Genomic DNA, 19545 nt, shown 5'->3' on the forward strand with positions numbered 1-19545 from the left:
CTGGAACAGATTTTAAATCTACAGCACATTTCTTACACGTATCATACTCTGCAAGGGGAGACCCTGGCTCTGTCTGATATCTCATTTTCATTGAAAAAAGGCGAATTTGCCGCCATTGTGGGGCCTTCCGGGTGTGGCAAATCTACACTGCTTTCGCTGATCTGCGGACTGCTGCCTTGTACAGAGGGGCAGATTAAGATCAACGGAAAGCCTTTGAAAGAGAGCACGACAAATGTCGGCTATATGTTACAGCACGATGAACTCTTTGAATGGCGCACGATTTATAATAACGTAATCCTTGGGCTGGAAGTCCAGCACGCACTGACAGCGCGTACGAAGCAACGGGCACATGAGCTTCTTGACATCTATGGACTCGGTGACTTTAAGAATGCAAGGCCTTCGGAGTTGTCCGGCGGGATGCGGCAGCGTGCTGCCCTGATCCGCACACTCGTCCTGGAGCCGGAGCTTCTTCTTCTGGATGAACCTTTTTCCGCCCTGGACTATCAGACCAGGCTTCAGGTTGGCGATGACATCGGTCAGATCATCCGGAATGAAGGAAAATCTGCACTTTTGGTCACGCACGACCTGTCGGAAGCGATCTCACTTGCCGACCGTGTCATTGTCCTTTCTAATCGTCCGGCAACAATCAAACAAACGATTCCTCTGCTGTTCCATCTGGAGCACGATACTCCGTTGAACCGCAGAAGTGCGCCGGAATTCAAGAATTATTTTAATCTGATATGGAAGGAGTTAAATGAAGATGAACCGAATGTCAAAGACTGAGATTCCTGCTGCCTCTGGCACAAATATCACTTCCAATGCAAGTGCCATCTCTACCGCCGCCTCATCTTCTACAGCGCAAAGAACCTTTTTATCAAAGTACCGGCTGCACAAAAAGTTCGTAGCTGCTGCCCGGGTTCTCCTTCTGGTTGTCTTCCTGTCTGTCTGGGAACTGACCGCCTCACATCAAATCATCGATTCTTTTATCTTTAGCAGTCCTTCTAAGATTGCCCGGTGTTTTCTCGACATGGTCGCAGACCGCAGCATCTTCCTGCACCTTGGCGTCACCTTATATGAGACGATCGTAAGTTTCCTTCTGGTTATCGTCTTCAGTATCCTGACGGCGGTGCTTCTGTGGTTCAGTAAGAAGCTTTCAGAAATCCTGGAGCCGTATCTGGTTGTTCTAAACAGTCTGCCAAAATCCGCCCTGGCCCCGCTTCTCATCGTATGGCTCGGTGCCACACGTACCACCATCATTGTTGCCGGTATGTCGGTGGCTATCTTCGGAAGCATCCTGAATCTGTATACCAGTTTTATGTCCGCGGATCCGGGAAAGATGACGCTGATCTATACACTTGGCGGGAAACGGCATCAGGTACTGACTAAAGTTGTGCTTCCAAGTTCGATTCCGGCGATCATCAGCAATATGAAGGTAAATATCGGATTGTGTCTGGTCGGGGTGATCATTGGGGAATTTCTTGCTGCGAAAGAAGGGCTGGGGTATCTGATTATTTATTCCAGTCAGGTGTTCAAAATGGATTGGCTCCTCATGAGCATCTGTCTTCTCTGCCTGTTTGCCATGTGTTTGTATGCACTCATCAATCAGCTTGAATCCTGCTACCTAAAAAGAAATAAGAGATGAGCCTCTCCGTTCATCTCTTATTTCTCCTCATTCCCTTCATCTCATCGTATAGCTGAAAGAATGGTTTTCTTAACCTTTTCTGCATCAACAGGCTTTGCAATATGTCCGTTCATTCCTTTTTCAAATGCCTTTTTTCTATCTTCCTCAAATGCATTGGCAGTCATGGCAACAATCGGGATCGTCTCAGCATCTGGATGTTTCAGTGACCGGATTGCACTTCCATCCATTCTGTCCACAAAAGGGAATATATATTCTTAATGAATCAACCAGTTATAGTCTTTTCATTTTATCCGTGATACTCTCCATTATACTGGATCAATGTAATATCTTCTACATTTGTGATCTTCCGGATCTTCTCTGTGAAATCGAGATCATTCTGCCGACAGAATACCTCAACTGCCATCTCTGTTTTCTCCCCACGCATCGTCTTTGACTTTATGAAGTATTTCATTCTGCCAAAGCTGCGGATGATCTCATCACCGGCTTCATCTCCCTGATAATGGATCACGGCGATATAGATTCTGCCTTTCTGCTGCTTATGATAAAACAGATAAATCATAATGATCATAACCGCTGCTGCAATCAGTGCCAACGGATACATTCCCGCTCCAGTCGTGATACCTGTCGTGATTGCCCAGAAAAGATAGAGCAGATCCATCGGATCCTTCACCGCCGTACGGAAACGTACGATAGACAATGCACCGACCATACCAAGGGAAATCACGATATTCGTACTGATTGCCAGAGTAACCATGCAAGTGAGAAGTGTCATGCCGACCAACGTAACTGCAAAGCTCCGAGAGAAGATCACCCCTACATAAAACTTGCTGTAAACCATATAGATCACTGCTCCGAGAAGCAACGCCACGATCAGCGAAATTGCCATCTTCGGTGCATTAAAGCTGTCAAATACGCTGGATTCCAGCACCGACTTCTTAATCATATCTTGTATACTCATAATAGTTTTCTCTCCTGTGTTTCATTCCAATATTCAAATCCATGCAAATACTGCGATTTTTCATAACAAAGTACATATTTTGATACTGCTGTGAATTCTTGTGCATTTGGTGGAAGCAAGTCACGCACGATCTGTGGAAGCATCTCTGTGAATTTCACTTCCATAACTAGTTTCCCCGGTTCAAGCACCGGAAGTGTCGGAAGGGACGGATCAAAGATGTCATAACTTCCGACCGCAGCCCTCACATCACTGTCAAATGTAATCCTGACTGTCCCCTCATCCATGATCCACGGTACACGGTCATAGTCAACGATCGTGCGTGGACGCATGAGATTGCTGACACATTCCACATAAAATTCTCTGCACAATGAATACGGACTGCTTAACAAAAATTTATAATCTCCATCAAGGATCTCATAGAATTCTTCCTTTGTCAGCGGAGCACTTTCTTTATAAATATAACTTCCGAATTTCTTCTTCCGCTCCAGCTTGATCGAACGGTCACTACAATCATATATACGGATTCGGTATTTTTTACGCATCAGAACACCTGACTCCTTTTCCGCATAGGCACTGTTGAAATAATCATCAAAATAGAGACTGCGGATCATATAGCCATTTCCCTTTGCATTTGGATCCTTTTTCAGCAAATGCTTCATCCTCAGCTCCAGCAATTCTTTCTCACTGGGACTGATCAGATATTTCCATTCATTACGGAAGCGTTCTTTTGATAAATCATTCCTCATAAATATCTTCCTCAACATTTTGGCCGCCTGTAATGTAGAAACATTTCATACCATAATTCTTTCCTGCGTCTGTTACATAATAATCAAAAGCATCCTGCGTCTGTCCAGATGTATTTGTCGCACGGATACGCACAAAATACTGACCATCTGCCGGAACTGTAGTCTCCGCTTCCGGAATTTGAATATTATCCTTACGAAATACAATCTCATTAAACTTATAATCTTTTGCCAGTTCAACTGTGTAAGTGATCGTCTCTGCATCAAAGTCATACGATGCGTCCCAGTTGAACTTCAAAATATTTCCCTTGATCACCGGTTTTCCGATATAAAACGGCATTGGCTTTTCCAGGCTCTCCTTATAAAGTTCATAATTTTGTTCTACCTCTGAAGGGATTGCCGATGCAATTGTTTCATACTTCGCTTCAGTCAACGGTGCATACATCTGGTCCGGCATCTGATTTAAATACTTCTGAGTAACTGTACGATATCCCTCTATCATACTACTGATCCGATCCACACTGAGATAGGATCTCAGATCCTGGATCGACGCGTCAAGTTCCTCACGGAAATCCTCGGACTGCAGACATCTTTGAAAAAGAACATTTCCCCAGTAATTGCTGACTCCACATTCCCAACTTCCCTGATCGAAACGATTCTGAATGTTGTATTCGGTTCTCATGAAAGAGCCGTCATTATCCCACGCGATCAGATACCATGTGTCCGAATTCTGTGGACTATATAAATATGTATTACGATTCTGTGTATCTACATTTCCGGTCAGTATCTGATACGCCATCCAGTACGTCAGATTTTCTCTGTCAAAATATTGATCCAGGATATCCTCAATCGGTTGAGAAGTATCATTCAGATCTGTCAGCATTTGAATCAGTTTCGTATGATCTGAATCTCCTTTGATCTCCAGGAGCTTTTCAAAGGCTTTCTGGTCATAGGTCGGATCGTCTTCTTTTTTTATCACATCTTCATAACGGAAAAACTCAAACGAATTGATTTTATATAACTGTCCTTTCGAGTCCATTCCGTGATTCTCCATTCCTGTCTTGTTCAGCTGTTCTACCTGTGTGTACAATCCATAATCCTGAAACTCTGCGCTGTTTCCTTCGGTAAGATCTCTTACATATAAATGTACGAACTGAGTTCTAAGTGACATCAGCTGCGGTATCCCTTTCAGAAGATCGTAGGACAGCTTATTACGGAAACGCATTCCATCTGTCTGATGTTTATTCAGATTGATCGTGCGCTGTCCACGCCAGGTTCCCTTATTCTTCTTCAGCTCAATCTTATAGTTTTTCTGCGAATTACGGCTCGATGTCTGTCCTCTGATCTGCACGGTAGCATTCGGCACATTTTCACCATATCCAACCTCCCCGCTCTGCGGACCTGACTCATCACCAACCTGAAGAAGCGCCGCTGTCTGGTAACGTTCTACTCCCATCTTGTCATAATCATAGGCCGAATAACTGTTGATCTCCTTCCAGGTATGAGCTGTTCCCTCTGAAGAATTTCCGCGGGAAACGGTGAGATACATCGTCACAACACTTGTCTCGTCATCATTTTCATAGAGACTATCCTTATCCCTGAGGTGAACGTCATTGATATCCTGTGTCTCTGCCTTTTTTATCTCTTCCTGTTGTTCTGTCTGTTTCTTTGAAGTATCCCCTGTTTTCTCCGGGGTGGTACATCCCGTCAGGCAACAGGACATTCCTAATAAAAGGGCACATCCCAACGCAAGTAATTTATATTTTTTCAAGCTTATCTCCCCTCTCTATTTTCTCTTCCAAAAAGCATCCAAGCCGTGTGAAGAAACCTGTTTTATCCTCTGCCACAATCGGCTGTACGCTCAAAATATAATACGGAAGTTTTTTTATAAAATATCCAAGACGCAGTGTACAGATCAAAAAGAACACTGCACTTCCCAGCAAAAATCCAAACCCATAATACACCTGTGGGAAGAATAAAGACACACAGGTAAATGTCGTCGTACATGCGGCGAACATTCCTGTTGCAAATAATGCTCCCTTGTAATCTGTAAAATAAAGTAAGATCAGCATCATTGTGTTAGCAATTGCATAGAGTCCATAGCCGACACAGAGTGTCCTAAAATATCCTTCCATAAGATCATTAAATCCAAGCGGAAGATATGTCAAAAGCAGCTGTCCGATCGAAATAGCCAGTGCCGTTGTAAGTAGCTGCTTTAACGCCGTATATTTCAGCTCCATGTTTAAGACCTTTCTCATCTCATTTCCCGCCTGCAGGATATCCTTGATTTCTCCCTTGTCATTAAACAAACTATAATAATTCCGATATTTCGGATAGAAATTCACTTCCACAGATACAACGAAATTAACGGTTGTAATAAGAATCGTCAAATAGGCGATCATCGCAGGTACATCATGATACGGTGCACCATAAAATAATCCCTGAACATGTACACGGATCGGTCCGCACCACATGATAACAAGATGTGCAAATAGTCCGATGTTTGTGAACAAGCCTGTAAACGCAAGCGGAAGGAACTGATCCACCCAGCGCAAAAAGAAAAATGCACTGATCTCTCTCTGCGGAAAATAACGGTACAACAGCGTCACATCCCAAAGCAGCATGATTCCATAACCGATCGTAACTGCGATCATCAACGCCTCTACATGTGGAATCCCAATCAGGATCAATAGGAATCCGACCAACAATGATACCGCTACCGCTGTAATAAATGAAATAAGAATCCCTTTGTAATCCTTGATCGCTGTCAGATAACTCATCGCATTCCAGGTGACGATCAATTCTCCGAAAAACTCCAGGCACAAAAACTGATCGATCAGATTGATTCCTGAAAACAGAAGAAAAATCCCATACATGATTCCGCCGACTACAAGCAGGAGCGCTGTTGAACCCCAGAAAGAAGAAAGCACCGCCTCGTGGCGTTCTTCATACAGCATATCCGCAATATATCTCGTCACGACCATAGAGAAGAAACTAGTCACGGTCAGCGAAGCGAGAAGTGTGTAAGTAATCATACAGTTCAGAAGTTCCCGGTTATGTCTCGTCGCACCGGTATGATCGCAGATAAAAGCGATTCCTACCAACAGCACGATACCAAGCAGCATCGGACCTGTACAGATCACTCCTGCATACCCATACGCTTTTGCCGTCGCTGCAAGTCCGCGCTTCTGGAATAATTTTTTTAACTCAAATCCGATTCCGGCCATCTGCCTCTTCCACCTCCTGATACATCTTCCGGTACTTTTCAATCATTTCTTCTTTTCGATAATATGCTTTCACTCGTTTCTGTGCATTCTCCCCCATGCGGAGTCTCCGAGCTCTGGAAGCGCACATCCGATCCATTGCCTGCGCGAGCCCCTCTCGATACATCGGTGGAACACAATATCCTGCTTTTCCGTATCGATCCTCCTCGTTACCATTCAGAAGTTCCCTGCAGCATCCTACATCTGTAGTCACACAAGGCCGCCTTGCAGCAAATGATTCTAAAACAGACAGCGGCTGTCCTTCCGATATACTCGTCAAAATTGTAAAGTCCAGCTTCTCCATATAAGAGATGATATCCACTCGTCCTGTAAAGATCACATTTTCCAGATGAAGCTGATCGACCAGCGCATAGCACTCCTGCGCATACTCCTCATCATCGACGCCTCCCATAATGTGGAGACGCACATGCTCTCTTGTCGTGCAAAGCTCATAAAACGCATAGATCATCGTCTTGATATCCTTGATCGGTGCCAGACGCACGATCGCACCGATGTCAACCCATCCGTCTTCCTCTTTCAATGGAATAGGGGAAAGCCTTTCATAGTTGATTCCGTTCTCAACGACACGACATTTCTCCTTGTCACATCCCATCTGGATCTGTGCATGCATGGCATTGGTAAATAATGCTGAGACTAGAAACGCTCTCGTATAAATAATATCCGACAGCATATAGAAGAAAGAAATCCACTGCTTTTTAAATGCCGGCTGTACCCATTTTGCACGAATGATCTCTTCTTCACGCTCTCTTGTGTATATTCCATGCTCTGTCAGCAGCACTTTCTTCTTATAAACATGCCCGCCCAGGCATGCAAGAAGTCCGCCATATCCTGTACAGATTGCATGATAGACATCTGCCTTGGGCACTTCACTTCCCATTAGATAAAGGACCGGAAGCAGCATAGAACGCATTGTGTGAAATGCATCCGCAAACGGAGTATATGGATAATCTTTTATACAGCACTCCGTCAATATATTCAGGAATTCCTCACTTCTTAAAAAAGACATAGGATTCAGCTTCTGGTCATGATAGAGCCGAAACAAGATTTCCCAATTCGGGCGTCTACACAGCATCAGCTCTTTCAGGCTGTTCGTCTCTTCCTCTGTAAAGGCATGAAGCATTTTTCCTGAATCCTTCAGCCGCAAAGCGTCATCCAGAAAGACCTCGTGAACTTCTACAACATTTTTCGGAAGCTCGTAGACAAATTTCCCTTTATCCTTCGCATTTGCCCCAATCACCCACAGAACAAACTCATGCTCTTTCATTTCATTGATATACTGGTGCATCCAGGTGGATACACCTCCAAATATGTAGGGATAACACCCCTCCAATATGAGACAGATTCTCACAATTAACTCCTTATCTGTCGCGTGTTACCGCTTTGTATTTCAATCTTCTAATTTCTCAATAGTTACTGTTGGTTTCTTTGCCTGAAGCAGATAGAGATTTCCTGTCAGATGTGTAAGTTTTCCTCCTGAAACTTCACCTGGTGTTCCTTCATTGATCCTCACCATAAAATATGCTTCATCATAGAAGTTTTTAAGCTTCAATTCTATAGACCGCTCTGTCACTGTCTTTGTGAATGTAACCGCTCCATAACGCTGGATCGCACCGGATAGTTCTGAACCGGTGAGTTGTCTCAAGGACGGTGCCGAATCCACCAGCCAGTCCATATAATCAGCGAGATTGCCCTTCATCTTTTCCCAACCAAGCGCCGCACCGCGGTCTTCGTCCAGAAGATCATCCGGATGAATAAAATGACTGTTCACAAAATGCATATTTAATTCCGACAGTGCCGCCATCTTCATATAATTATCGATAATTGCACCGGAGATGATACGCGGCTGTTCTACAATCCCATCCTTTGCAACTTCAAATTCCTGCACATACGCAAACTCACCGGTGAAATAATTACTGGCGATCGTCCGGATCTCCGGGAAATCTTTCGCGAGCATCTCCCTTCCTTCTGCTGACAATACATTGGACGGCGGTACATAGACTGACATTGATACACCGGGAAATGTATCCTCTCCAAAATGGATCAATTCTTTTACAGCCTTTTTCATGGCCGCCTCATTTTTCCATGTATCATACGGAAGCGCGTCACCATAATCTACATTTGAAAGACTCAACGGCTGATGATTGTATCCATGATACCCGAGTTCTCCACCTTGATGAAGCAGCATATTTCCAAAATACTGAAAACGTCTGGTATCCTTCTGTTTCTTAATCGTTCCATCCGTCGCATCCTCATAATTTTCAATAATCACACCGGTATAGCGAACGTTGTGATCAGATGCAAGCTCCTGCATATCCGGCCACCACACATCCATATAGAAATCACTAATGCTCATTCCATAGTCCCGCTTCACATAAGTACCATCTCCCTCCGGAACCGGTGACGGAAAGTCATCCAGATAAAATGCTGATCCATTGATCACCGGATAAACCCCCACATCAGTAAGGAGACTGTAGGAAGCCGCATAGAATCCACGCACCGCTTTCTCATACAGTCCAAAGTTGTCTACTACAAACTTCCCTTTTCCATATTGGTTCTCCCAAATGACAGGCTGACCGTTTTTTCCATTGACACGCGCATAAACCTTCGCATTCTCACTCAGCTGCACTGCCCAGGCAGAGTCATACGGATCCGTGATTGCATAAGCCTGTCCGCCGCCAAGCATAAATTCCGGTTCAAAATAAATACTGTCTACACGTATATTGTCATATCCGGAAGAAACGATTCCAAGCTTCTGCTCAATCACTGATGAATACGCTGTTTTCTGAAGTGTCAGGGCAAAAAGTACATTCCCACCCTCTGACACCCAATCACACAGTTCCATAAGATTCTCTTTCAACGGACTTACATCGCTCAGTAATACAACAACCGTTTCATAAGCATGATAATCTGGAATAGAGGATGCACTCTGCAGGTCTACCACATCTGTTCCAACCTTCATATCTTTAAAAATTTGTTGAAACTGCTCCCATGCAGCCACACTCGCCTCATCTTCACTGTTACGAAGTACCAGACAGGTCTTCGGCAGTGATTTCGCAGCCATCTGTTCCGTAACCACTTCTTCCTGACTGAGATATGCGACTTTTCTGTTTTTTTCAGTATATTGAATTCCACTTCGTTCAGCAAAAAGGAAGACCGCGATCATCAGAAATACACCCAGGATCACCAGCATACTTTTAAACGGAAATGTTTTCAATGATTTTAATCCAGCCAAAAAGCCAATACCTCCTTACTCTTAGACGACAGATAGATCTGCTCCTCTTTCATCTGTCTTAAACACTGCTGCAACTCCGCTCCCTTTTTTCGTTCTGCCAGATACCGGATCTTCAAAATCCAGAACTCCTCTTTCCGATGCCATTTCTGATCCATCAGCCCTAGAATCTCTTCCGCCTGAACATAATCTCCTGTTTTCATCAGATTTTGGAACAGACGCACACATGTGGAAAGCGTCGTTTTCACCTTCAGCTTTTGTCTTAAAAGACGGATATAACGTTCCCTCTGTTCTCTCTCCATCTGGGCTTCCAGAATCCCCTGATTCAGATACTCTTCCATAAAATCACAGTACTGCTCCAGGATCTCCGGATCGTCCGGTGATGCCTCATACAGCTTCTCCATCTTCTGCAAACGAAAATCATATTCCTTGGAAAGTTCAACCATGGCTGTGATCGCATAATGGACAACCTCTACATCTTCATTCATGCGGGCCTGTTTCAGAAGATCCATATATTCTTCCGGATCATCATTTAACACATCCATGATCAGTTCACGGCGCACTCCCGGTTCGTTAATCAAAAGTGCTTCCTCTAACGGAACGATCTTTTTGTCCGTATCCGAAACTGCCTGAAAAATATTTTTATAAATCTCTTCATTTACACGAAGCTTTTCCACTCCCGGTTCTATCCTATTGTTTCTTCTGGTCAGCATTTGCAAATGCAAAAGCAGCACGCACACTGTTCCCCAGAAAGGGACGAAGATCACAAGTGCCATCAGATATTTTTTCACCTTCAGCAGATGTGTCTTTATCCCCAGCCAGACCAGCACACAGCAGACAATATGTAACAGGATCAGGAATACTCCAAGCACTGTCTGAATCATAATTTTTCTCCTGTATTTGCATTCTCCATGGTATCGATCTCATGACAGACGAAGCCGTTATTTTCCAGTCTTGCATGAATGATCGGCAAGGAACTTCTGTCCGTCTGTGAAAGAATAAGGAAGAGCTCTCCTTTTTCAGAAATCCCCCTGACATCATTTTCACGGACCAAAGCCTGTAGCGCTGTGTCTGCCTCTTCCAGTGTCATCTTCGGATACTCCAGCTTCAAAAGCACATAGGATGCCCGATTCTCCTCCCTCATAGAATGGAAGGAATACAGCCGTTCTTCAAAATACTCCTGCTTCAATATACGTGTACCCTGCACGTACTGCCTGTTCTTGATTGCCTCCTGATATTCCAGTGCGCGCAAAAGTGCTGTTTCTACCAGACCGCAGAGAATCTGGAACAGATTCAGATAATAGAGGGAAAGCTGTTCATTTCCCACTTCCTGAATGAAAATCAGCATCACGAGCTCTCCATCTTTGTGAATCCCGTTCATATACATCGGATAGCCGTCCAGGAAATTCCGGTTTACCCACACCTTTCCGGACACAATCGTCTCTTTCGCTTCCAGATAATCATCCAGACAAATGGATTTTTTCAACACATCTGTCATTCCCTGGGATGCGATCTCAAGACGTCCATAGCTCTGATTCTTTCCAACTGAATAAATCGCAAATGTATGATTCTCAAGAACTGATTCCATCACATGCAGAGTTTCAATAAAAAGCTCCTGCGGAAGAATGATATCCAGTTTTTTCGTAATATCAAAAATCTTACCAAAGCTGTCACGGCTTCCCAGAATCTGCTTCTTGTACTGCCGTTTATCAGAAAGCGTCTCCTGATACATTTCTCTCATAAACAGAAATTTATCCAGGATCAGTTTATTCTCCTCTTTCATGAATTGAATATTATCTCTGTTTTTCAGTCGGATGTAACCACAGATCGCGCCGACTGCAAAATAGAAGATAAACGGAATCCAGTTCGAAGGTTCGTAGAAAAGTGTCGTCCAGCCGATCCCGGTTTTCGTATATGCTGCCAGCAATGAAAGTGTTTCCAGCCCCGCTGCAGCAAGCCCGTAATTAATGCCGTACAGACTGCTGAACAGCACGATGTAAACAAGCCTCAGATCGATCATCTGAAACTGCACCTGATTTCCCACCACCCGGTTCAGTGCTTCAAAAGCAAAAAATGTGAGCAGCAATTCCACGATTTTCACGATTTTATCATGTACTTTCAAAAAAGTTTTTACTACATCGATCTTCCGTGTCTTATGGTTCGTTTTCTCACAATAATCCTCATAAATTTCTGTGAGATCCTCCAAAAGAGAAATCTTCGGAAACCAACCGTATTCATTTTTCAGAACGTGGTCATCAGATATCCCATCCCGGATCAGCACATCTGACAAATAGGTAATGTTTGCATCCGGAAACATCTGTGCCAGTCTCTCCCCGAACTGTTGAAAAGTAAAATGAAATACCTGCGGAACCTGAAGACAGGCGCTCCCCTCTCCCCAGTTATCAAAAATCTTGTATAATAAATCCCCAAGATCACTCAAAGCAAGAAAATGCATCTCCTGTGCCGGTGCTTCTTCAAATGTAATCTGCTTCTTATTGATCACAGTTGAGAACAGCTTGAAAAAATAATCCTCCTCATAAGTACCGGAATAAAGATACGGCACACGCAGAATCTTGACAGCGATCTGATGCAGCTCGCCGTATTGCCTGCAGAACTCTTCTGCCGAGCGGACCATCAGCGTCTTTCCTGTTGTATCTTCATATAAACTATCCGGTCCTGTAATATACAGAAGCCTGGAATTCAGATTCCCCTTATAGTAATGTAATAGCTTGCGTAAAGTCTCAATCTCACCCTCCATCGTCCCATGAAATGTAAGATAATTAGAAAAATAAATCACTCCCTCAAATTCATACGTCTTGAAAATGTCTTTGAATTCTTCCTCCGTCTTCGGCATCGGGTATACCGATAAGCTCTTATTGCGATTTGACTTTTGTTCAGTCTCTCCAAGAAGAAGGATCTGACACTCAGGGAAAGCCTCCTCGATAAATTCTGTTGTAATATATCCGATATTTCCGGTCACCAATAATTTCATACGTCACCTCGTAATCATATATTGCGCATTTCTATCATTTCCAAACTATCATTTATGCAGAAGGTGTATTTTCTTTTATCCTCTTTTTGTCTTTATACATCTTCTCGGCAGCACAATGGATCAGCTCCGGCAGATTCTTTTCCTCTGCATCTTTGTCCCACGCTTGATACTTAACGCTCCCATTTATCTATATTCTCCTCTAATTGTGTCTAAAAATATATTCTCCAATATAATATACTACCATATCAACTAATTGAAGTCCATAATTTCATTCCAATAATTCCCATAACAAGAAAGGGACCAAGAGCAAAACTGTCCTTTCGTCCCATCTTTCCTGCTGCCAGCATCATGCTTACATATATACCGCTCAATATGATTCCCAGCATTCCTGCATATGTGATAATTTTCACGCCGTTCAGGAAACCGGATACCGCCATCAGCTTTATATCGCCGCCTCCAAATCCGCCTTTTAACAGAACTGTCAACACCAGCATTGGTACTGCAATGACCACAGCGCCCAGACACCGTTCCTGGACAGACACTCCCACACGGAATAACATTTCCATACAGGCAAGTGTCAGGATTCCTATATGTGTCCACGGCTCAATGATCTGATATTTCCAGTCCGCATAAGCAATACGGCATAAGATCATCAGGTAAACAACCGTAATTCCATACTCTGTAATTTTCAAACATTCCTTTCCGTTTTCTCACTGTTTATCTCATTTAGTAACATTTCTTACACGGTTCCAGTCCCTGGGCTTTGGCTTCTGCTTCTGTCTCCTGCTTCGCCGTGTCCGGATTCATGCTGCCGCAATGGTTCGTCTTATGATATTTGGAACCGGTTGCCGAAACCCAGACTTTTCCTCCTTCCGCTGCCTGTGATGCAGTCTGTTGTCCAACCTGCCCCTGCACGCTCTGCGCTTCCGTCTGCTGCACCTGTGTCCCCTGATCCGATGCATCTCCCGGCGTATAATCATTGCACGGCGATGCGCTCCAGCTTAGATCTGTCCCGTTGCTGGTCACGGTGATGGTTCCCTGCTTATCCGTTCTGTATACCTGGATCTCCATACTCTTTAATTTATCCATGGTATCTTTATCCGGATGGCCGTATTTATTATCTGCCCCGCAGCTTATCACCGCATACTCCGGAACCGTCTTCTGTAAGAAATCCCAGGACGTTGCTGTCGCCGATCCGTGATGCCCCGGAACCAGCACGTCACAGCTTAAGTCTACCCCTGAACTGCACATCCTTTCTTCACTTTCATGTTCGGCATCTCCGGTAAATACAAAGCTATTTTCGCCATTTGTAAGCTTGATCGCTACCGAGTTGTTATTACTTCCGTTTTTCTCGATAACTGCCGGCGCAAGGATCTCAAATGATCCGCTTCCGAATTCATACGTCTTTCCGACTGCCGGGTGCTTCATCTTCAGCCCGTCAGCCTTTACTGCCTTCACAAAAGATTTATATAATTTACTTGTATGGACATAGTTGCTGGATATAACGTTCTTCACATCGAATACGTTCAGGCATCCGATCAGTCCCGCCATATGGTCTGCATCATAGTGGCTGCTGATCAGATAATCAATCTCTGTCACTCCTTGTTCTTTCAGATAGGCCACGACGAATCTCGATGTCTTTTTGTCACCGCCGTCATAGATCATCGTCTTTCCTTCCGACTGTACCAGAATGGACAACCCCTGACCCACATCCAGAAAATGGACTTTCATCTCTCCTGTCTGCGCTCCCGCATCGTTCCCGGCGGCCTGCACCGGAACTTTCATTCCCACGCCTGCCATCGCAAATACCAGGAGGATCGGAAGCAACAGGGATAACAGCCTCTGTCTCCATGTTTTCTTTAATACTTGTATCATTTTATCTTTCCCCTTTCACACCCACATTGCTATTATACACAAAATCTCCTGCCATTTCACATCATTTCATATCCCATTTAATATTTTAAAAAAACACTTGCAAATCTGGGAAAATGCAGTATAATTATATTCGTGGCTGTCACAGGCACATGCTGGAATAGCTCAGTTGGTAGAGCACTTCACTCGTAATGAAGGGGTCGTCGGTTCAAGTCCGATTTCCAGCTTAAAAAAAGGAATCCTTTGATCAGGATTCCTTTTTTGTTGTTATCCACAACATTTCTTATATTTCTTATTCTTTTACACCTCCAAGTGTCACACCTGCAACAATATATTTGGAAAGCAGGATATATACGATAATGATCGGCACGATCGCAATCGCTACCAGCATATACACTTTACCCATATCGAACTTCAGGAAGTCTGCACTTCGGAGAGATGCAATCAGGATCGGAAGTGTCTTCTTCTCGTTGCTGCTTAAGATCAGTCCCGGCAGGAAGTAGTTGTTCCATGCCTGCACGAATGCGAAGATCGCCTGTACTGCCATCGCCGGCTTCATGATCGGTATTACAATCTTGTTAAATGTGTGAAACTCTCCGCTTCCGTCAATCCTTGCCGCTTCGATCAGTTCCAACGGAAGTGATGACTGCATATAACTGTACATGAAGTAGAATACCGCCGGTGCCGCGATCGATGGGAGGAACAACGGAACCAGACTGTCCATTAAGTCCATCTTGGTGATCAGGTTAACGAAACCAAGTGCAGATACCTGTGTCGGCATTACCAGGATCAGCAGGATGAATAAGAATGCCGGTTTTCTTAATTTGAAATCATAAGCATACAAGCCATAAGCGGTCATTGCAGAGAAGTATGTAGACAGTGCTGCCGTACATACAGACACGATCAGACTGTTCTTAATTCCTGAAACTACCGGAATGTTGGCATCATTCAGAACCGCTTTCAGATTCCGAACCAAAGATTTTCCCGGGACGAACGAGAAGCCCTTCTGGATCTGGAAATGATTCCTTGTCGCATTGACCAGCAATACATAGAAGAAGAACAGGCACAGGAAGGAAAGTATGATCAGTACAACATAGGCAAGCGTCATTCTTCCTTTATGGACTCTGTTAGTTCCGTTCGTTTTCTTTTCAGCCATGTTATTTTCCTCCCTTCTTGTGATGATGTTTCTTCTCATCTTCCTGATTCAGTGTGAAGTAAACGCCCACACACAGAATTGCGCAGATGATGAACAATACTACAGATATTGCGCCCGCTGCGCCGTAGTTCTTACTATATAAATGGTTATTCAGATACATGATAACGGTTGTTGCAGTACGGTTCGGACTTCCTTTTCCGTTTGTCAGGATCTGTGGAATATCGAACATCTGCATACCTCCGATCATGGATGTGATCAGTACATATACCAGGATCGGCCGGATAAGCGGAAGGGTAATCTTAAAGAATGTCTGTCTGTGATCTGCACCGTCAAGTTCTGCCGCTTCGAACATCGACGGACTGATTCCCATGACTGCCGCCATCAGAAGGATCGTCGTATTACCGAACCACATCAGAAAGTTCATCAGTCCTACCAGACCTCTCGTTCCCGCAACCGATGACAGAAACCGGATCGGTGTATGTATCACACCCATGGATTTCAGCAATCCATTTACCGGACCGTTCACAGAGAACAGGGCGAAGAACAGCATTGCGAATGCACTTGCCATGATCAGATTCGGAAGATAGATCACAACTTTAAAAAATGTCTTTCCTTTGATCCGGAGTCTTACATCTGTAAACCATGCTGCCAGAACCAGCGATACAATAATCTGTGGAATGAATCCGATCAGCCACATGACGATCGTATTACCGATGTATTTCGGCAGATCTGCGGACAGAAGTTCCTGATAATTCTTAAGTCCTACAAAATTCGGTCCTACTACGGTAAGTCCGTCTCTGTAATATTCGAAAAAACTATAATAGAATGTAGATACCAGTGGTACCAGCTGGAACACAAGAAACACAAGGAAAAACGGCAAGATGAAGAGGTATCCCCATTTTGCGTAACTTACTTTCTTTTTCGTTGCTGTTGCCTTCATGTGCATCCTCCTTTCTTGCCGTATATAAAATATGAATATTCTTTGCATCTTTAAGCAAAACAGAGTGGGCGATGATGCCCACCCTGTCCGGTCTTACTGTTAGTTAGATGGCCACTCAACTTTTTCCAGATTTGGATAAAGCTCTGTGATTGCCTTCTCAAAGTTCTTCTTAGCAGTATCTTCATCTACTTTGCCGTCGAAGTAATCTTTGAATGCAGCCTGAATCTTTTCGTTACATCCCTGATCGTATTTGCCTGCATTGCTCATATCGATCTTTTCAGCCTGTTCTGCGAAAAGTTTGATGTGGTTCTGTCCACCGAGGAATGCTGAGCCATAATCCGGATCGTCAGCGATCTCTTTCATAGCTGATTTGTTATTTGTATAATCTTCTGTATCCAGTGTGATCTGTTTCATAATATCTTTGTCACATGTCAGTTTCTTCATGATATCAGCAACTTCGTCTTTGTTGTCTGTTCCTGTTGCTGCACAGATCCATGTTCCGCCCCAGTAATATGGTTCCGGTCCCTGGCATACTGCGTAATCACCATAGATACCATTTCCGACTTCTTTCTCTCCGTCAGGATCTGCAAGGGAGTTGCCAAGAAGTGTGAAGTTGATTCCCCATGTTGAATAGAAGAATCCGAATACCTTTCCTTCTGGTCCCTGATCTTTTGCCCATGCGTCATCCCACAGAGATGTCTTATTGTTATAACCTTTATCTGTAAATGTCTTGGTCTGGTCTACCCATTTCATAATGTTCTCATCAACTTTTACTGTCTTTCCATCTACCCAAGGAGCAGCTACGTTGTTCGAGAATGTACGGTATGCATCGTCATATCCGGATAACATCTTGTATCCTTTTTCATTTGCCTTTTCAGCAACTGCGTTGAACTTATCCCAGTCAGCAACTGCTGCCTGTACCTGTTCCGGATCGTCTGTTCCGAGAACATCTTTAGCAATGGAACGGCGGTATGCGAACAGTCCAGGTGTTGCCTGCCATGTCGTACCTTTCTGTGTTCCGTCTATAGTTACGATATCTTTTGTATACTGATACTGTTCGGACAGATCATCATCTGTAAGTCCAAGATCCTTGATATCCATTGTGTAATCAGAATCTACATATTTTAATGCGTAGTCTGCTTCGATCAGGAATATGTCAATCTTATCATCTGCGGATGCTTTCTCCTGATTCAGGAGAGCTTCATCCAGTTTGTTCTGATAGTTGTTGTTCTCATTCGGATTAATCGTCCATTTTACAACGGTTCCGTCCTTTAATGTTGTTGTGGACTTATCCTTTGAAACTTTCTCCACTTCCGGATAGTAATCATTGAATCTGCTCTGGAATTCATCGTTCCAGCACCAGATGTTCAAGGTCTTGCCGGCATCGCCCGAACCTTCTTTTTTCGAACTGTCGCTTCCGCCGCTGCTGCCTCCGCATCCCGCAAGAGAAAGTGCCATGATAGATGCCAACGACATACTAATGAGTTTTTTTGTTCTTTTTTTCATAAAGATGTACCTCCCTTTCAAATTTGTTTTACACTTTTTCCTTCTATCAGCCGTCCTGTTACCATTATTTTCTCCGGTATGCTGGTCTTTGGATTCTCAATTACATCCACCAGTCTTCTTGCCGATTCTCTTCCGATCGCTTCTGCATCCTGATAATAAGTTGTCAGCTTCGGCCGCAACACCTCCGACAATGTAATTCCGTCATATCCTGTCACACTTACATCATCCGGAATGGAAAGCCCCATTCTCTCTAACTGATTCATCCCTCCAATGTAAGAAAAATCATCCGGATACATGATCGCCGTCGGCGGATCGTCAAGCTGCATCAGATATTCTGTTGCCTTTGCGCTGGATTTCGGATCATGATACACCGCTTTTATAACATATTCTTCCGGAACCTCTATTCCGTTCTGTTCACATCCCCTGTAGAATCCGGTCAGTCTCTTTTCTGTAACGGATGTATGCTCTCCATGGATGAATGCGATCTTGCGGTGTCCCTTTCCTGCCAGATAATTCACCAGACTGTATGTACCGTCAACATTATCCGACATGACACAGTTCAGATTATCCGCTGCGAAATCAATAGTAACAGTCGGGATGTCGCTTCTCATCAGTTCGACGACTCCCGGATTGTAAAAATCTACGCTTGCTATTACCACTCCGTCACACTTGCGGTACCGGCAATGTTCGGCAAATGATATCTTTTCACCTCCTATGTTCTGGCTGATAAATGTTATATCATACCCAAGCCGTTCTGCTTCTTCTTTCGTGCTGTTTAAGATTGCCGAGAAATATTCATGTGTCAATCCACACATGGTATCATCTACGAACAGTACTCCGATATTATGTGAAATATTCGTCTTCAACTGTCTTGCTGCTGCATTCGGCATATAGTGCATCTCCTGTGCCGTCCGCTTTACCAGCTCTATTGTCTCTTTACTGATATCTTCATAACCATTCAGTGCTTTACTGACGGTAGCCGGCGACACGTTGCAGCGTTTCGATATATCCTTGATCGTTACCATGCGTTTCCTCCTTTCCCGGTTTTCCGAACGTCCCGAATACGTTTTCGTAGTTTTATAATAAATCGTCTACACAATTTCGTCAATCCTTTTAAATACACAATTTTTTCACATTTTTCTTGTGTATTTTGTACAAAGGTTATTTTTATATCATTATTTTTGTTTACATTTTGACCATAAGACTCTTATAATAAAAATAGA

At 43.8% G+C, this 19545-nt stretch carries 17 protein-coding genes and 1 tRNA gene; 3 read left to right on the plus strand and 15 right to left on the minus strand.

The window, feature by feature from the left end:
* Window positions 1-783 carry an ABC transporter ATP-binding protein gene (locus NKF87_RS08210; protein WP_334304175.1) on the plus strand — a complete coding sequence of 261 codons (783 nt, stop codon included), beginning with the start codon at window positions 1-3 and terminating at the stop codon, window positions 781-783.
* On the plus strand, window positions 761-1642 hold the full coding sequence (locus tag NKF87_RS08215; RefSeq protein ID WP_330419042.1) for an ABC transporter permease: 882 nt from the start codon (window positions 761-763) through the stop codon (window positions 1640-1642). Before NKF87_RS08210 ends, NKF87_RS08215 begins: the two co-directional genes overlap by 23 nt.
* A 41-nt stretch (window positions 1643-1683) precedes the next feature.
* Here NKF87_RS08215 and NKF87_RS08220 read toward each other — a convergent pair whose 3' ends face one another.
* The 11 genes from NKF87_RS08220 to NKF87_RS08270 all read right to left on the minus strand — a co-directional run bounded on the left by NKF87_RS08220 (window position 1684) and on the right by NKF87_RS08270 (window position 14723).
* Complete coding sequence (locus NKF87_RS08220) at window positions 1684-1869, minus strand: response regulator (protein WP_055282626.1); 186 nt, start codon at window positions 1867-1869, stop codon at window positions 1684-1686.
* 59 nt (window positions 1870-1928) lie between these two features.
* A complete protein-coding gene (locus NKF87_RS08225; RefSeq protein ID WP_253583431.1) occupies window positions 1929-2600 on the minus strand; it encodes a DUF4956 domain-containing protein in 672 nt (223 codons plus the stop codon).
* Window positions 2597-3346: a polyphosphate polymerase domain-containing protein gene (locus NKF87_RS08230; protein ID WP_253583432.1), complete on the minus strand. Its 750-nt coding sequence runs from the start codon at window positions 3344-3346 to the stop codon at window positions 2597-2599. Before NKF87_RS08230 ends, NKF87_RS08225 begins: the two co-directional genes overlap by 4 nt.
* Complete coding sequence (locus tag NKF87_RS08235) at window positions 3336-5114, minus strand: CotH kinase family protein (RefSeq protein WP_253583433.1); 1779 nt, start codon at window positions 5112-5114, stop codon at window positions 3336-3338. The genes NKF87_RS08230 and NKF87_RS08235 overlap by 11 nt, the downstream gene beginning before the upstream one ends.
* Window positions 5101-6570 (minus strand): exopolysaccharide Pel transporter PelG, encoded by a 1470-nt coding sequence (gene pelG, locus NKF87_RS08240; protein ID WP_055282631.1) that lies wholly within the window; start codon window positions 6568-6570, stop codon window positions 5101-5103. The genes NKF87_RS08235 and pelG overlap by 14 nt, the downstream gene beginning before the upstream one ends.
* The gene (gene pelF, locus NKF87_RS08245) at window positions 6551-7975 is read right to left on the minus strand and encodes a GT4 family glycosyltransferase PelF (RefSeq protein ID WP_161143856.1); all 1425 of its coding nucleotides are present in this window, start codon (window positions 7973-7975) and stop codon (window positions 6551-6553) included. Before pelF ends, pelG begins: the two co-directional genes overlap by 20 nt.
* A gap of 39 nt (window positions 7976-8014) precedes the next feature.
* Window positions 8015-9859 (minus strand): DUF2194 domain-containing protein, encoded by a 1845-nt coding sequence (locus NKF87_RS08250; protein ID WP_253583434.1) that lies wholly within the window; start codon window positions 9857-9859, stop codon window positions 8015-8017.
* On the minus strand, window positions 9847-10740 hold the full coding sequence (locus NKF87_RS08255; protein WP_161143855.1) for a hypothetical protein: 894 nt from the start codon (window positions 10738-10740) through the stop codon (window positions 9847-9849). The genes NKF87_RS08250 and NKF87_RS08255 overlap by 13 nt, the downstream gene beginning before the upstream one ends.
* Complete coding sequence (locus NKF87_RS08260; protein WP_253583435.1) at window positions 10737-12848, minus strand: NAD(P)-dependent oxidoreductase; 2112 nt, start codon at window positions 12846-12848, stop codon at window positions 10737-10739. The genes NKF87_RS08255 and NKF87_RS08260 overlap by 4 nt, the downstream gene beginning before the upstream one ends.
* 245 nt (window positions 12849-13093) lie before the next feature.
* A complete protein-coding gene (locus NKF87_RS08265) occupies window positions 13094-13540 on the minus strand; it encodes an A24 family peptidase (protein ID WP_161143853.1) in 447 nt (148 codons plus the stop codon).
* Between the two features lie 34 nt (window positions 13541-13574).
* A complete protein-coding gene (locus NKF87_RS08270) occupies window positions 13575-14723 on the minus strand; it encodes a ComEC/Rec2 family competence protein (protein WP_253583436.1) in 1149 nt (382 codons plus the stop codon).
* A gap of 151 nt (window positions 14724-14874) precedes the next feature.
* Here NKF87_RS08270 and NKF87_RS08275 point away from each other — a divergent pair.
* Window positions 14875-14947: transfer RNA gene (locus NKF87_RS08275), tRNA-Thr, on the plus strand.
* A gap of 65 nt (window positions 14948-15012) precedes the next feature.
* Here the strand turns inward: NKF87_RS08275 and NKF87_RS08280 are convergent.
* From NKF87_RS08280 to NKF87_RS08295, 4 genes are all read right to left on the minus strand, one after another.
* Window positions 15013-15876 carry a carbohydrate ABC transporter permease gene (locus NKF87_RS08280; protein WP_253583437.1) on the minus strand — a complete coding sequence of 288 codons (864 nt, stop codon included), beginning with the start codon at window positions 15874-15876 and terminating at the stop codon, window positions 15013-15015.
* 1 nt (window position 15877) lies between these two features.
* The gene (locus NKF87_RS08285) at window positions 15878-16816 is read right to left on the minus strand and encodes a carbohydrate ABC transporter permease (RefSeq protein WP_253583438.1); all 939 of its coding nucleotides are present in this window, start codon (window positions 16814-16816) and stop codon (window positions 15878-15880) included.
* A 99-nt stretch (window positions 16817-16915) separates the two neighbouring features.
* Complete coding sequence (locus tag NKF87_RS08290) at window positions 16916-18322, minus strand: ABC transporter substrate-binding protein (RefSeq protein ID WP_195956734.1); 1407 nt, start codon at window positions 18320-18322, stop codon at window positions 16916-16918.
* A 17-nt stretch (window positions 18323-18339) separates the two neighbouring features.
* Window positions 18340-19410 (minus strand): LacI family DNA-binding transcriptional regulator, encoded by a 1071-nt coding sequence (locus NKF87_RS08295; protein ID WP_301291906.1) that lies wholly within the window; start codon window positions 19408-19410, stop codon window positions 18340-18342.
* Between the last annotated feature and the right edge of the window lie 135 nt (window positions 19411-19545).

It is taken from the genome of Dorea longicatena (genome assembly GCF_024168045.1).
GTDB lineage: Bacteria > Bacillota > Clostridia > Lachnospirales > Lachnospiraceae > Dorea_A.